The sequence below is a fragment of the Anabaena sp. CCY 9910 genome, assembly GCF_963920875.1.
Lineage (GTDB): Bacteria > Cyanobacteriota > Cyanobacteriia > Cyanobacteriales > Nostocaceae > Trichormus > Trichormus variabilis.
On sequence record NZ_CAWUDJ010000013.1, the window covers coordinates 31,165 to 47,092 of the forward strand.

Genomic DNA, 15,928 nt, shown 5'->3' on the forward strand with positions numbered 1-15,928 from the left:
AGTCATTTTCGCTCTAAGGTAGTGACCTGATCTAACTCAATTTTTGCCCAAAAAGCCATCATTTCATACATCCTTTGGGCAATACACTTAGGGTTATAACACAAATAAACAGAATTCATATAAAAATCCCTAACTTTTCCAAAAAGTTAGGGATATGAAGCTTTCAATGATTACCAATCAGGAAATTTTAACTTTTTCAGTTTTCATCTTCTTGAAATTAATCCGAGTCAATTGGTAAGCACCTTGAATTTCTAAATTTTCGTAATTATCTGGCGGTAAGTCCATTTTGAAAAAGTTTTTTTTGTTAGTCACAAGTAATAGGGAAGATGGTTTAACTGCTTGATTAGCTAAATTATGGATATATTCCACACCCTCTTCTGTTGTCTGGACAAAATTTATCTGTTTGTGACTATAAAAAACTACACTTGGCTTTTTGAAACCAACCATCATTATTTCTTCTTTTGGTTGTTGTACTTGAGCTACAACAGCCGATAAGTCTCTTAATGGTAGTTGACGCTCTTGATCCATCAAAAACAAAGCTGGCATGGTGACAACTAGCAAAAAGGCCGCGAATCCGAGCATATTAACGCCGATAATAGAATGCCAATAGCGACGCAATATTAAAACAGCAGCAAAAATTGCCCCGGCGAGCCAAAGCCAGCCGCCGATCGCCGGTAATCCAGAATCTTGTAAATTTTGGCGGAAGTTGGGGGCTGCATCATCATTACCCAACAGATGATATGTATGAAATGACGCTACTGCCACAATGGTTAAAAATATAACATTTACCCAGCCACTGGCTAGTAAGAGAGAAGATGGATAAGTAATCTCTATCTTGTTTGTTTGTTCACCACTGGGGAAGAAATCACTCCATAACAATGCTACTAAAATAGCGGCCGCCGGCATTAAAGGTAAGACGTAGCTGGGCAGTTTGGTAACAGCGATCGTAAAGAAACTAAAAACGCTCAGAAACCAAATACAGGCAAATAAACCCAACTGTTGAGAACGTTCTTGATTTTGCCAGTGCGATCGCTGCCAAAACTTCAGTCTGAAAAGTGCTAAAGGTAAATAGACTGAATACGGGGCGAAAAATAGTGTCACTATCACAAAGTAAAAATACCAAGGAGCCGAGTGACCATTAACTACTTCCGTAAAACGCTCCACATTGTGATATCCAAAAAAAGAGTTGATATAACTCTCACCATTACGCCAAATCACCAAGGCATACCAGGGAACAGATAAACCTAAGATAATAACTGTTCCTAAAACGAGGCGCATTTCCCGCAGTACTGTTCGCAACTGCCCCACATATAGCAAAAATACCAAGACAATGATCCCCGGTAAAACAATACCCACAGGGCCTTTAGTCAAAATTGCCCCAGCAGTTAGCACATAACAAGCCAAATACCACTTGTTAGGGAATAGCGATCGCTTATTTCTCGTGCCTTTTGGGTTCGGCAGTCCCCCATCTCCTGCTTCCTGCCTTTCTCCAGACTCCATTGCCGCGTATCCGAGGAAAAAGCATAACAAAGCTGAGGCGATACACCCAGTTAAGAGCATATCTGAGACACCAGTTCTTCCCCAGACAATCATTTGTGCATTAAGTGCCATGACACCTGCGGCTACACCGGCTGTTAAGTAGCGGCGAGTTGGCAGTGTCACTTGTTCTAACTCATCTTTTTTCGTTATAGACCAATGAACTGTATAAAAAGCTAGGGACACTGCTCCCATTGCTGCTAACGCTGAGGGAAGACGCACTGCCCACTCATTCACACCAAACACCGCATAGGCGATCGCTTGACACCAATAAACTAAAGCAGGTTTGTCAAAACGAGTTTGACCATTGAAAAACGGCGTGATCCAATCACCCGTAACTAACATTTGCCGTGAAGCTTCAGCAAATAATGGCTCTGTTTCGTCAACCAAGCCAACACTGCCCAAGTTCCATCCATAGCCTATCCAACCAATTAGAATCAACCACAGAATTGAGGCAGTCACAGCAAGGGCTGGACGCTTTACTAGATTATTGAAGCACCGCTCAACAGCGCCAAGAACGCTCAATTTTAACCTCATCAGTCAATAGTCATTAGTCAACGGTCAGTAGTTAGTAGTTAATAGCTTTTTGGCTGTAATACCGTTTCTTGATGAAGATGCACTTTATTCTGTACTGTAGAGACGTTGCATCAACGTCTCTACAGTATTTGGCGCAACTTCATAGAGAATTGGTATACGCTATTAACTTTTTATTTCTTGCATTGATCATAAGTCGTTCAGTGGCTATGTTTTGTTCTTGAATATTCCTACTTTTTTATTGCGTTGTGCGTGTCGGTTATTAGTAGGACTTACCCATGAAAACGCAAGATCAAGGGTTTAGAGAAGGGTATAAATGTTTAAAACCCCTAAACCCCTACGTAAGTCCTAATTAGTTATGTTGCCACTGACCACTGACAAAAACTCCATGACTATTGACTAAGAACTAAAACCCATTCTTGACTTTGGGGATTCCAAGTGGGTTGAGGCGTTTCTCCGACAACATAAGGACCCCAGTAACGTCGGGAACCATCTTGGGCAAAGGCTACTAAAATATCGCCTTTTTCCAGTTTCATGCTTCCATTTGGTAGAGAGAGTATTAATCCTCTGGCACTACCTTCTTGGGGATCAAAATCCCAATGAGCAGGAACACCACTTTCTTTGGTAGTTGAGCCTTTATTGGCTGACTGGCGAGCTAATAAAGCCAATCGCACAGGTTGATCCGTTTGATTACTCATACGTAATTTCCCCAGATGCTTGTTGTCACGGGGTAATGATTGGCGTGCAGCCAAGATGGAATTCGTTGGCTCACTCTTTTGCGTGATTAAATTCGTTGGTGAATTTGTTGTATTTACAACTTCAGTAGAATTACTCGGCAAAGACGAATTGGTTTTCATCTCTTCTATATCAGTAGATATACTTGAAGGAACATCTGGATTTGTAGCTTCAATTGATACTGTCATTCCCCAGCAACCTACCAGTAACCCCAGTAGACCCAAGGCGCAAGCTGTCACCACAGCGTTACGATACACTGAAGATTTCATATTGATATTGATTTTAGAAATAATTATTTTTGTAGGCTTGACCAAATAGTAGCCTATTCTCCCTAGAGATAATCAAAGAAAATTGCTTACTTCCTGGGTGTGGACTTCTGTAGAATTTGGCTCAAGAATGTAGCATAAGTATCAGTTTTTGGAAAAACTGGAAGCATGAATAATTACCTGATTTTTCAACTAAGAAAGGCTCTAAAAGCTTGATTATACTGGAAATGAAGTATAATTCTATCCAGCCTATGGGTATTTTAAAGTACATTAATTATATATTTATACTGATAGAGACAATAATAATTTTTGGGAAATAAGTAGTTTGAAGCACAGGCCATTTTCCCCCAAAACTGGATCTTGATCAACCAAAAATGTTTACATTTCGTAACATTTCTCCAGTGAATTAATCAGCTGCCCTTGCTTTAACTTGCACATCTTTCCGTTTTGACTATTAACCGTCAGTAGTCAACAAACCATACAAGAAATATACAAGGTTGGGCATTGCCCACCCTACAGATACTTAGAGGGTGTTTGAAAAGTCGAAAAGTATACTAGAAACCCCTCTCCAACCCTCTCCCCGAAGGGTCGAGAGGCTTTGAAACCCCCATTTCCTCGTAGGGAAGGGGGCTAGGGGGGTTAAGTTTTTAAGATTTTGGTGTTAGCAATGATACTTTTCAAACATCTTCTTAGATATTTTCAATAGCATCCCGGTAATTTGTGTCAAACTAATTTGATGGAGCATTCCTGACTGCCCATCATTTTCCAAAAACCTCACCGATGCAAAACACTCGTCTTAACAACTTGTTCGATACCATTGCTAGGCAGTTGGGGCAATGGTTTTTAAATCCTTGGCGGCGGTTGTCGCTACTATTGATTAGCTTTTTATTCGGCATTTTTCTGGGTACAGCAATCTCTACCACAGCAGGTCAAAGGTCAGAACTAGATATTGTGATCGCGGCATTTTTAGTATTTCTGACGGAGGTTACTAGCAGAATATTTTACAGTCAAGGTTTTTTCGCTAGGCGATCGCTCTTAGTAGAATCACTCAATCTTCTCAAAGTCGGCTTTACCTATAGCCTGTTTATTGAAGCCTTTAAGCTGGGATCATAGTTAGAAGTGGGGAGGAGTTGGGCGACGTGATGCAAGTCGGGCAGAAGGAAGCGGCAGCAGCAGCTTTAGCAGATGAATTGAGGGCTAAAGCTTTTGGGATCACGCCGGCAAACGTGGAGGAAATGATCCAAGAGCGATCGCTTCTTTTACAAGCGGTGCTGCCAGCTTTTAATCAGTTCTGTCAAAATAATCTGAAAATACCACCAGAAAAAATGTTCCGGGTTTTGTGGGACTTATGGCTACCACTGGGAATGAAAATAGCCGCACAACATCAAAAGTTAAAACGCCCCTTTATCCAAGGAATTTTAGGTAGTCAAGGAACTGGTAAAACTACCACTTCCCTAGTGATTCAGATCATTCTCCAGCAGTTGGGATATCGTACCTTAAGTTTGTCGCTAGATGACTTATATAAAACTTATAGCAATCGCCTAGCTTTACTACAGCAAGACCCTCGTTTAATTTGGCGTGGCCCCCCAGGAACCCATGATATCGATTTAGGTTTGAATGTTCTAGAACAAATCCGTCAAGGAAAAAGTCCTGTAATTGTTCCCCGCTTTGATAAATCTGCTCACTCTGGTGCAGGCGATCGCACTGATTCTGATGTCATTACAGGAGTTGATATTTTAATTTTTGAGGGATGGTTTGTTGGTGTCCGCCCAATTGATCCCAGACTCTTTAATTTCCCCCCACCGCCGATTCTCACTAATGAAGATCAGGCTTTTGCCCGTGATATGAATCGTCAGTTAAATAATTATTTACCACTATGGGAGAAATTAGACAGTTTAATTTTGTTATATCCTACAGATTACCGTTGCTCTCTGGAATGGCGCAAACAAGCTGAACAAAAAATGATTGCTGCTGGTAAAACAGGAATGTCAGATGCACAGATAGAAGAGTTTGTCAATTATTTTTGGCGATCGCTACATCCTGAATTATTTATTCAACCCTTATCTCAATGTGCTGCTCTAGTCGATTTAGTAGTTGAGATTCACCCTGATCATACATTTGGTCGAGTTTATCAACCGAATCGGTAATTGGTTATGGAGGAAATATCTGCCTTAACCTCTAACTTCTTACTCAAGCCAGTCGATGATGAGCGTTTAAAAAATAAACAGGAGAAGATGATTGTTTAATATATTGTTGACAGCGATCGCGTCCGGCCATTTTAGCTTGATATAAGGCGCGATCAGCCGCATCGATAATTTCTTGAAAATCAGAGTTGGGTACAGGAATTTCTGTAGCTACCCCAGCACTGATGGTGACACAAGTATTAGCTTGAGAAGTCAGATGGGGAATTTGCAATTCTCGAACAGCAGAGCAGATGGCGTTAGCTAAATGAATAGCTCCCTCAGGATATGTTCTGGGTAGGATAACAGCAAATTCTTCGCCCCCATAACGAGCGACTACATCAGCTGGCCGATTAACGCAGTTTTCAATAGCTTTTGCCACCAATTGTAAACAGCGATCGCCCGCCCGATGACCATAAGTATCGTTGTAAGCTTTAAAAAAATCGACATCACAAAGAATCAGAGATAACGGTAGTTGATCCCGCGCCATACGTTGCCACTCTTGAGCGCAATATTCCTCAAATCTGCGGCGGTTGGCTACTTGAGTTAACTCATCAATCGTCACCAACCTTTGCAATTCTCTGTTAGCCGCTTCTAGCTTTTGTTGGAGATGGGATTGCTGAATTAAACGTTTGACCCGTTGACGCAAAACTGGCCAGTGAATGGGTTTGGTAACATAGTCAATTGCTCCCACCTCAAATGCCCGATCAACTGATTCTTGATCCTCTAGTCCAGTAATCATTAAGACTGGTGTGTATTTACCATCTTCTAGTAGCTGCAAACGAGTGCAACACTCAAAGCCGTCCAGGTCAGGCATAATCGCATCCAGCAGTACTATATCAGGTTGCAATTCTTGAAAAATAGTCAAAGCCTTTCTACCATCTTCAGCCTCGGCTGTGCGATAGCCTTCGCATTGTAGCGAAAGCCGCAACTGCGCTCGGATAAACGGTTCATCATCAACAATGAGAATGAGGGACGGGCTTTCTGGAACTGTATTTTTCATGGTGTCTCCTTGTTCACTTCTCTGTACAAAGCCGTTTTGACTAGTTCATACTCTTGACATAACTGTGAGCCAAGTTCTATACAACCCTCTAGATTGTTATTGCGACCCTTAGCTTCTAGCAATTTACAAAGCTGTGCTAGAAAAACCGCCCCAACTGAGCCACTACTGGATTTAAATTTGTGCGCTGTCTTCCATATTCCTTGGGTATCTTCCGTATTAATAGCTACATTTAAATTTTCAATCAATTTAGGGGATTCAGTAAGGTAACAGTTGATTAATTCGGCAAATGCTACTTTATCTCCTCCTAACATATCCCGTAATGCTTGTAAAATCTTTGTATCTATTGTGGCAAATTTTAAATCACTAATATCTGTAAAAGTCTGATTTTGGCTACTGGTTTTCTCCAGTGCTTTCTCTGTAGAACTAGTTGAGGGGTGACATTTGCCCAGTGCCTTGGCTAACTCCTCCAGTTGTAAAGGCTTACTAATGTAGTGATCCATTCCCGCCGCCAAGCAAGCTTCGCGATCGCCCCGCATAGCATTAGCGGTCATAGCGATAATATATGGACGAGAACGAGGACTCCAAGTTTGACAAATGATTTGGCTGGCTTTCAAACCGTCCATTTCTGGCATATTCACATCCATCAGCACTACATCATAGGACTGACGTTGTAAAGCTTCCAGCACTTCTAGTCCATTAGCCACTACATCTGCCCGATAACCCAATTTTTTCAGGATCAGCAGAGCCACTTTCTGATTCACCACTATATCTTCTGCAAGCAAAATGCGTAGAGGTATCTGCTGTGCCAGACATGAATTGACTTGAGCGGAACGATCAGGAACAACACTAGCACGGATAGGTTGATTGCCCAAACTTGCAGCTAAGACATCAAAAAGTTGAGATTGTTTAATTGGTTTATTTAGACAGGCTGCAAATTCGATATCACTCAAGTCAGTATCTGGTTGACCCCAAGAAGTTAAAATCACCAAGGGTAAGTGTTGATAACTGGGACGCTGACGAATTTGCCTTGCCAGTGTTAGACCGTCCATTTCCGGCATCTGCACATCCAAAATGGCAATATCAAACGCCATTCCCTGGTCTATCAGCGCTAAAGCTTCAGCACCAGATGGGGCTGTGTAAGTTTCCATCTGCCAAGGTTTGGCTTGTAATCTCAAAATCTGGCGATTTGTCGGATTATCATCGACAATTAGTAACCGTTTACCGCTTAGTTGAACTGGGGAAGTGATGGAAGTCTCTAAATCTGCATGAGCCACCACAGGTACAGTCATAGAAAAATAAAAGGTGGAACCTGTAGCCACAGAAGCAGATGAGATTGAGTTTTTACTTTGCCATCCAGGGGGAGGGTTTCCACCAACGCACCCCCGACTTTCTACCCAAAGATAGCCGCCCATCATCTCACCCAATCTTTTGCTGATCACGAGTCCTAGTCCTGTACCTCCATATTTTCTTGTCATCGAGGCATCAGCCTGGACAAATGGTTGAAATAACAAATCCATTGTTTCCGGGGCAATACCAATACCTGTATCTTTGATGGTAAAGATAATTTCGCAACAGTTCTTGGTTTTTTGGTTGGGTGATGGCTGGCTACGCACAGAGACTACAACTTCTCCTTCTGGGGTAAATTTGATCGCATTATTGAGGAGATTCGTCAAAATCTGCCGCAGGCGAGTTAAATCTCCAGCGATTTGCATGGGTACCTGGGGATGAATCAGGTAAGCGAGTTCAATATCTTTTTGGGCAGCTTTAGCGGCTAAGAGGTCGATGACTTGTTCTACACAAGTCCTCACCTCAAAAGGTTGTTCTTCCAGTTCTAACTTACCAGATTCAATTTTGGAGAAATCCAGGATGTCATTAATAATACTCAACAAAGCATCGCCACTTGTGAGAACTGTTTCCACAAAGTCGCGTTGTTGGGAAGTTAATTCCGTATCTAAGAGTAATCCTGTCATGCCGATCACAGCATTCATGGGAGTGCGGATTTCGTGGCTCATCATAGCCAAAAATTCGCTTTTTGCCCGATTAGCGGCTTCTGCTGCCCTTTTTGCTTGTTCTAAGGCAAAATTTTTGATAGTGAGTTCTTCCCGTTGGCGGGTTTCCTGCTCTAATAACTGAGCTTGGGCTAACGCTATGCCCAATTGAGCAGCCACTGCTTCTAGTAATTCAATTTCTTCGGGAGTCCACTGGCGAAAATACTTACATTGATGTAAACAAATAGCTCCGTTTGGTTCCCCTTGATAGGAAGTGCGGACGGCTAGCATGGACTTGACCCCGATTTCACAGCAGCTAGGTACTGCTGTTTGTAGTAAAGGATCGGTGTAGACATTGGCAGAGGCGATCGCCTTATCCTGGGACATCATTTGTAAAATGTGACGATTCCCAGTGGTAGTAAATTCCCATTTCTGCATTGAGCAGTAATCGAGAACGTTATTATATTCAGCGACTAAGGGAATATGTGGGTCATGATGACTAATGTAAGAATGTATCAGGCAGCGATCGACTGCTAAAGCCTGGCCAATTTGGGTGGCAGCTGTTTCAAAAATTTCTTTACTATCGAGACTCTGGCGAATTTTTTGGGTAATTTTTTCTAGTAATAGGGTTCTGTGTAATTGTCTTTGTAACGCTTCTTGCGCTTCTATGCGTTCAGTAATATCTTTGATAGAACCAACCATCCGCACCGGATTACCCTGCTCATCCCATTGAGCAGTTGCATGAACTAATACCCACCTATAGCTGTCATCGTTGCAACGCAAACGATACTCCACCACATAATTAGGAGTTTTCCGACTAAGACAATCTTGCTTAACTGCCATCACCCGTTCATAATCATCAGGATGAATGCGGCTAACGCAATCTGCATGATCAGCTATGGGTTGATAGTTTTGTTCTTTGATCAATTCTGCCCACCGCGCAGAACGAAAAGTTTCATTGGTGATGATATTCCAATCCCAAATAGCGTCTTGATTACCTTCAATGACTAATTGCCAACGTTCTTCACTTTTTCTCAGGGCTGCTTCGGCTTGTTTGCGTTCAGTAATATCAATAGCAATACCGCCAATTAAACACTCATCAGGTTTACTAGATATGGGAAATTTATAAACCAAAAAATCTCGCACTGTGCCATCACTACAAGGTACAGACTCTACAGTTTCCATAACTTGATGGGTACGCGCAACTATGCGGATAGTTTCTCGGAAATTTTGAGTCAATTCGGGTGGATAAATATCAAAAATATTTGTACCAATGAGTTCTTGTGTTGGTAATTGAAAAGTCCGCCGATAAGTTTCGCTTAGATAAACAATTGTGCCATTTATATCCGTAATCCAAGCAGGTGTGGGGCTATGATTCATGAATGCTTGAAAACGTTCTTCGCTCCGCCTGAGCAATAATTCAGCGTGCTTGCGTTCAGTAATGTCACGATTGACGCTAATTGTAGCGACAGTTTGTCCCTGATCATCTTGTAGGGCAACAATGGTTGTTTCACAAATTCCTTGACTACCATCCTGGCGCACAAAGTTAATTTCTCCTGACCAGCGTCCTTGGTTGGTGATTTCTGCAATAATGGCGCTGTTCAGGGCTGCATCTTCTTCTACCTTGTGCAGAATACTAATACTTTGTCCACAAATATCTTCTTTGCTATAACCAAACATTCTTTCTGCGGCAGGATTCCAATCCAGAATTTGCCCTTGTAAGTTGGTGATAATCACACCATCGTAAATATTTTCAAAGGTGAGGGCTTGCCGTCGTAAAGAAGCTTCTGCTTGTTGGCGATCGCTAATATCAGTTTGAATCCCAATAAAGTGACTTAACTGGCCACTGTCGTTATAAATGGGAGAGACGCTCAACTGATTCCAAAACAAACTGCCATCTTTGCGATAGTTACGCAGAATCACCTTACAATTTTTGCCTGCTTTGAGTGCCGACCTCAACTCTTCGATTGCTGATTGTGTAGTGTCGTTACCTTGCAAAAAACGACAGTTGCGTCCGACGACTTCTGTAGCTTTGTAACCTGTGATCTGTTCAAAGGCAGAGTTCACATATATTACTGGATAATGGGGAAGTTTAGCATCGCTAATAATAATGCCATTACTGCTGGCGGCTAATGCTCTCTCCCGTAGTCTCAAAGTTTCTTCCACTCGCTTGAGGTCGGTAATATCAAACATGAACCCCCGCAACATTACGGGAGTTCCATCAACTTGCACTACATTCACAACGTCTCGTAACCAGACAACTCTGCCATCAGCAGCTAGCATTCGGTATTCCAACTCGTGGTTTTGCCCTTTGTTGGCCGCTTCCTGGCAAAATCTCACAGCCCAATCTCGGTCATGGGGATGTAGATGATTGTCCCAGAAATTTTCCTCGTACCATTCAGCAACAGGGTATGCCAGTAAAGTTTCTGCTTGCGGCCCAACATAGGTGAAATGCTGAGTTTTTAAGTCAACTTCCCAAGGTATAACTCTGACTGTTTCTAATAACTCTCGCAAACGGTTTTCACTGGCACGCAAGGCAATTTCTACTTGTGTTTGTTTTTCAATTCTGTCAGCTAGTTCTTGGTTGATTCTGCCAATCTGATGGTTACTAAGTTTGGTGGCTTGAGCAAAATAAATTAGTAGGGTGACTGCCCCAGCATTGAAAATTCCGGCTACTAATACAACTGTTGGTAGAGGGGAATATAAATTTTTTAATAGCTCTGGGGTTGGGTAAATCTGCAATTGCCAAGTCATCCCATCAAAGTTGATGTTTACTGACTGTTGCCAAGATGCTAGGGTTGAGGACTGTCTATCTTGGCCATAAATTAACTCTTGACCATCAAATACTCTAATCTTGTAACCTGATGCTATGTGTAAAACTGACTCAAAGAACTGTTTAACTTGAAAAATTCCTAAGACTGCACCACCAAATTTATCTCCCATCCATAAAGGTACACAAGCGAAAAATACCCGATCGCCTTGGTTGAGATTAACTGTACGAGTTAGCGTAGTTTCATGGCTTGGCTGTGCCTTTGCTCCCGTCCATTGTGGGAACTTTGGCATTATCTCTAAGTTCTCGGCTACTTTGTTTTTTGCTACAGAAACAGACCGCAGCACTTGCCATGATGGGTCAACCAGCTTGATGGCTTGATAACCTCCGTAATCTTCAAGATATGCTCTTGCTTCCAGTTCCCATTGCGCCTGGGGAATGCCGCCGTGCATTTCCCAATGTTTGCCTATGCGTTTTAATGCCAGAATGCGAGTCTTTAGTTGTGTTACTAATTCAGTTTGGGTGGCGATCGCTTGCTGTTTGATCAACTGTTGAATTTTGATTTCTTCTTCGGCTTGTAGTCTCAGCCACAGCATCACCACAACCAATAAAATCACAATACCAAGCAAAAACGGCAGCAAATTTTGTTTGCTTAAAAAGTTTACTGAATTACATCGGTGATGTTTGTGCTGCCTATTCACTTATTTCACCTCCAGCACATTTGATACAAGTCACACTACTTAACACTAGTCTTCATTTGTATGTCAATAAAAACACTAATAATAGCAGGACATTTACTTAAATTATTTCTCGAAAAAATCAGGTGGGAAATCCTCACCTGAGTTAAGTAGTTTTTATTGCAGAATTTTTATGGTAAATTCTTTATAAAAACTGTGCAAGAGATATTAATTGATATTTGCTTACTACACAACAAAAATTAATTTAACTTTAATATTTATATATCTAATCACAATCAAAGTTATTAACTTAAACCATAGCTAAAATAGCTTAAATATGTGATTATTAACCTGTTATTTGCTGTTAAATATAGTTATTTTTTTTATTAAAAATAAAACAGGTATATTAGTTAGACAATCTGGGTGAAAGTTCTATGTCTTTTTAGTTTTCATGAGGAAACAAAATACGCTACTGCATTAATTTTTAAATCCTGAAAAGTTACAAAATCAATAACCTAGAGCCAGGGGCGTGGGCGTGTTCCCGACTTGAAAGCACTGGTGTTGGTTTTCTACCGTTCCGATTTCGGCCGGCGTGAGCGTTCAGTCGAACGCTCACGCCGAAGCCTACCTTGGAAAAAAGGATGTCTTGCCTACAATGCTACTCGGTTTTAAACCTAACTTTTTCCAGTAAATAATCAATAACTACCAACAAAAAATGCTTACTTTATATTAATTTTGATTTCTGTAGCTTGCTTTCCTGGGTCGGCGTAAGCCTCCCCGTAGGATATTCCGCCTTGAAGACCTTCTGCTTAGTTACTAGCCTCTTGATTGAATGCTCTTAACTAAATCATAAAAAGGTTGCCAATTATCTTCTTGAACAATCGGTTCCCAAGCTTCTTCGATGGTGGGTCTCAATAATGAAGTTTTTGGATTGTAGTAAGTAAGATTCTGAGCAATTATCTTCACTTGTTCATAGTCGAAATTATTGAGAATTTTATGGTAAAGCACACACCAATTATCAAAGTTTGCATCTGTACCTGATGGAGGAACAATATCTGAACCACTTAATACCAGTCCTGGCTCATCTCTCCATTTAACTGAAAATGTACGCGCCATCTCATAGAAAAACTGGTGATAACCAACTTGACTCTCTTGTAAAAACTTGAGGGTGAGGCTTAAAAGCTCTTCTGCTTCTGGGGTGGTTAACTGCTCAAAGCCTAATTTTTTCAACATTAAAGAGTGATATTCTGCATGGCAATACTCATTGAATTTGGCTAATCCTGCTTCCATATCAGCTTTATCAATAACTGCTCTTAATGGGACTTGCAGCATTTCCAGGTTCCACTGACAAATACTTGGTTGTTGGATGTAACAATAGCGTCCGTAATAATCAAAATATGCAGCTGTAAAGTAGGGATTATAAGTAGGAATAAACGCATAAGGCCCATAGTCAAAGCTTTCTCCAGTAATTGACATATTGTCAGTGTTGAGAACCGCATGACAAAAGCCTGCGGCCATCCATTGAGCGACTAATTCCGCCACCCGTTTCACTAATTCCGCATAAAATAAAGCATACTTATCTGATTCATGGGCTAGGTGTTGGTAATAATGCTCAATTACATGATCTAAGAGTTTTTTAATTAAATCTGAGCGTTGAAAATAGTGCAGACGCTCAAAAGTCCCAAAACGAATATGAGACTTGTTCATCCTCACCATCACCGACGAACGGGTGGGTGAAGGTTCATCACCGCGCCACAAACCTAAACCAGTTTCTATCATGGTGAGACAGCGAGAGGTTCTCACTCCTAATTGGTGTAATGCTTCGGCGGCTAAAACCTCTCTCACGCCACCTTTGAGTGTCAGCATTCCATCACCACCACGAGAATAGGGTGTTCTTCCAGAACCTTTTGTCCCAAAGTCATACAGTTCGCCATCAGTACCGCGAACTTGTCCATACAAAAAACCTCTACCATCACCCAAGTTGGGGTTATACTCACCGAATTGATAGCCGTGATAACGCAGTGCTAACAGTGGCTTGCGTCCTTGGAATAAACCAAAAGCGGTGATGAAATCTTCATCTGTGACTGTTTGCGGGTCTAGTCCCAGTCTTGGTAGTATCGCGTCATTCCGCCAGCGTAGAGTGAGTTGAGGAAATTCGGCGGCTGTGACTTCATCATAGTAGTCGTTACCCAAAGATTCTAAGGCCGGTTCGTAGTTCAGGGTAATCAAAGGATTGGGATGATTTTCGGTATTGAAAGTTTCCGCTAAAGTCATTGATAAGCCAAGCTTAATTGATTCTTCCCTCAATACTATCGTCCTAGCTAAGTTCTTGTGAATCGCCAACTAAACTTGGCAATTTCAGCCAGCATAAATACTCAATCTATAGTTTTAGATAATAGTTTGTATTGATAAATCCCCAGGTTTTTACCAGAAAATTACATCAATATATGGATCAATTGAGTAAATCCCCTTCTTCATAAATGCTCATCATTGATAAACATCGATACATTGAATGAATATGCCTACTTTTGTCTGCGAAGATAAATTTTTACTTATATAACCAATCTAATATTTATTTAATAATTACCTGTTCAAAGTTAACCACTTTGAGAATAAAACCTGTAAACTAAATTTCAATACAGCGAGCGACCGCAAGGAAAGCTCAAGTAAAGCCAAGTAATTTAGCTATTTTTATTTACTCAGTAGTGATTCAATCTATTTCTGCATAGAAATCGAGGGGATCGTTTTACTCAGTATGGTGAAAAAAGTTTTTGTATATTGCACGAAACATCTGTTTCGCCTGCATAAATTGTCATGTCTACAAAAATTTAAATTCAACTCAAGGGGCTATATATGACAGAGTTTTTTAATCAATTTTCTCGCCGCAAGTTTATAGTTACAGCAGGAGCTTCGGCAGGTGCAGTATTCCTCAAAGGTTGCTTGGGAAATCCGCCTGAGACTACCGGAGGAACACAATCTGCACCAACTGCTCAACCTGCTGCTAATGTGAGCGCAGAGCAAGCACCAGAAGTCACTACTGTGAAGTTGGGATATATTCCCATTGTGGAATCGGCTCCTTTAATTATTGCCAAAGAAAAAGGTTTCTTTGCTAAATATGGATTAACTAATGTAGAACTTTCTAAACAAGCTTCTTGGGGTTCTGCTAGAGATAACGTAGAAATTGGTTCGGCTGGTGGTGGTATTGATGGCGGTCAATGGCAAATGCCTATGCCACACTTGATTACCGAAGGTTTAATTACTAAGGGTAATCAAAAGATACCCATGTATGTGTTATGTCAATTAATTACACATGGGAATGGAATTGCGATCGCCAACAAACACCAAGGTAAAGGTATCAGTTTAAAATTAGAAGGCGCTAAGTCTTTATTTAGCCAACTCAAGTCTTCTACACCCTTCACCGCAGCTTTTACCTTCCCCCACGTCAACCAAGACTTATGGATTCGCTACTGGTTAGCCGCAGGCGGTATTGACCCAGACGCAGATGTCAAACTGCTGACAGTCCCGGCGGCGCAGACTGTAGCTAACATGAAAACCGGCACAATGGACGCTTTCAGCACAGGTGACCCCTGGCCATTCCGCTTGGTCAACGACAAAATTGGCTACATGGCCGCCTTAACCGCAGAGATTTGGAAAAATCACCCAGAAGAATACTTGGCCATGAGAGCTGATTGGGTGGATAAATACCCCAAAGCAACCAAAGCGTTACTCAAAGGCATTATGGAGGCGCAACAGTGGTTAGATAATTTTGACAACCGCAAAGAAGCAGCTCAAATTCTGGCTGGAAGAAATTATTTCAACCTCAATAATCCAGAAATTCTGGCAGACCCATATGTCGGCAAATATGACATGGGTGATGGTCGCAAAATTGATGATAAATCAATGGCGGCTTACTACTGGAAAGATGAAAAAGGTAGTGTTTCTTATCCCTACAAGAGTCATGATTTGTGGTTCATCACAGAAAACGTGCGTTGGGGATTCTTACCCAAAGATTACCTAGCAAATGGTGCAGCTAAAGCCAAAGAATTAATCGATAAAGTCAACCGCGAAGATATTTGGAAAGAAGCAGCTAAAGAAGCGGGAATTGCTGCGGCTGATATTCCCACAAGTACATCTCGCGGTGTTGAAGAATTCTTTGATGGCACAAAATTTGACCCCGAAAAGCCAGAAGAATATCTCAAAAATCTCAAAATCAAGAAAGTTAGTGTTTAGTCATTAGTT

General features: G+C 41.4%; 8 protein-coding genes. 3 read left to right on the plus strand and 5 right to left on the minus strand.

Translation table 11 applies throughout. The features are described from left to right. Positions 1-177: 177 nt before the first annotated feature. Both ACM5QX_RS12250 and ACM5QX_RS12255 read right to left on the minus strand, forming a co-directional pair. Positions 178-2,073: an ArnT family glycosyltransferase gene (locus tag ACM5QX_RS12250; protein ID WP_414753752.1), complete on the minus strand. Its 1,896-nt coding sequence runs from the start codon at positions 2,071-2,073 to the stop codon at positions 178-180. 389 nt (positions 2,074-2,462) lie between these two features. After that, the gene (locus ACM5QX_RS12255) at positions 2,463-3,074 is read right to left on the minus strand and encodes a hypothetical protein (protein ID WP_414753753.1); all 612 of its coding nucleotides are present in this window, start codon (positions 3,072-3,074) and stop codon (positions 2,463-2,465) included. A gap of 777 nt (positions 3,075-3,851) precedes the next feature. Between ACM5QX_RS12255 and ACM5QX_RS12260 the strand changes: the two genes are divergently transcribed. Both ACM5QX_RS12260 and ACM5QX_RS12265 read left to right on the plus strand, forming a co-directional pair. After that, positions 3,852-4,184 (plus strand): DUF565 domain-containing protein, encoded by a 333-nt coding sequence (locus tag ACM5QX_RS12260; protein ID WP_414753754.1) that lies wholly within the window; start codon positions 3,852-3,854, stop codon positions 4,182-4,184. A gap of 29 nt (positions 4,185-4,213) precedes the next feature. Next, positions 4,214-5,218 (plus strand): glycerate kinase, encoded by a 1,005-nt coding sequence (locus ACM5QX_RS12265; protein WP_414753755.1) that lies wholly within the window; start codon positions 4,214-4,216, stop codon positions 5,216-5,218. 43 nt (positions 5,219-5,261) lie between these two features. Here the strand turns inward: ACM5QX_RS12265 and ACM5QX_RS12270 are convergent, their stop codons facing one another. The 3 genes from ACM5QX_RS12270 to ACM5QX_RS12280 all read right to left on the minus strand — a co-directional run bounded on the left by ACM5QX_RS12270 (position 5,262) and on the right by ACM5QX_RS12280 (position 13,963). Beyond that, positions 5,262-6,254, minus strand: a complete 993-nt coding sequence (locus ACM5QX_RS12270) for a response regulator (protein WP_011317878.1) — start codon at positions 6,252-6,254, stop codon at positions 5,262-5,264. Continuing rightward, positions 6,251-11,713 (minus strand): PAS domain S-box protein, encoded by a 5,463-nt coding sequence (locus ACM5QX_RS12275; protein WP_414753756.1) that lies wholly within the window; start codon positions 11,711-11,713, stop codon positions 6,251-6,253. Before ACM5QX_RS12275 ends, ACM5QX_RS12270 begins: the two co-directional genes overlap by 4 nt. Positions 11,714-12,505: 792 nt before the next feature. Next, on the minus strand, positions 12,506-13,963 hold the full coding sequence (locus ACM5QX_RS12280; protein ID WP_414753757.1) for a protein adenylyltransferase SelO: 1,458 nt from the start codon (positions 13,961-13,963) through the stop codon (positions 12,506-12,508). Between the two features lie 579 nt (positions 13,964-14,542). Between ACM5QX_RS12280 and ACM5QX_RS12285 the strand changes: the two genes are divergently transcribed. Beyond that, the gene (locus tag ACM5QX_RS12285; RefSeq protein ID WP_414753758.1) at positions 14,543-15,919 is read left to right on the plus strand and encodes a CmpA/NrtA family ABC transporter substrate-binding protein; all 1,377 of its coding nucleotides are present in this window, start codon (positions 14,543-14,545) and stop codon (positions 15,917-15,919) included. The last annotated feature ends 9 nt before the right edge of the window (positions 15,920-15,928 follow it).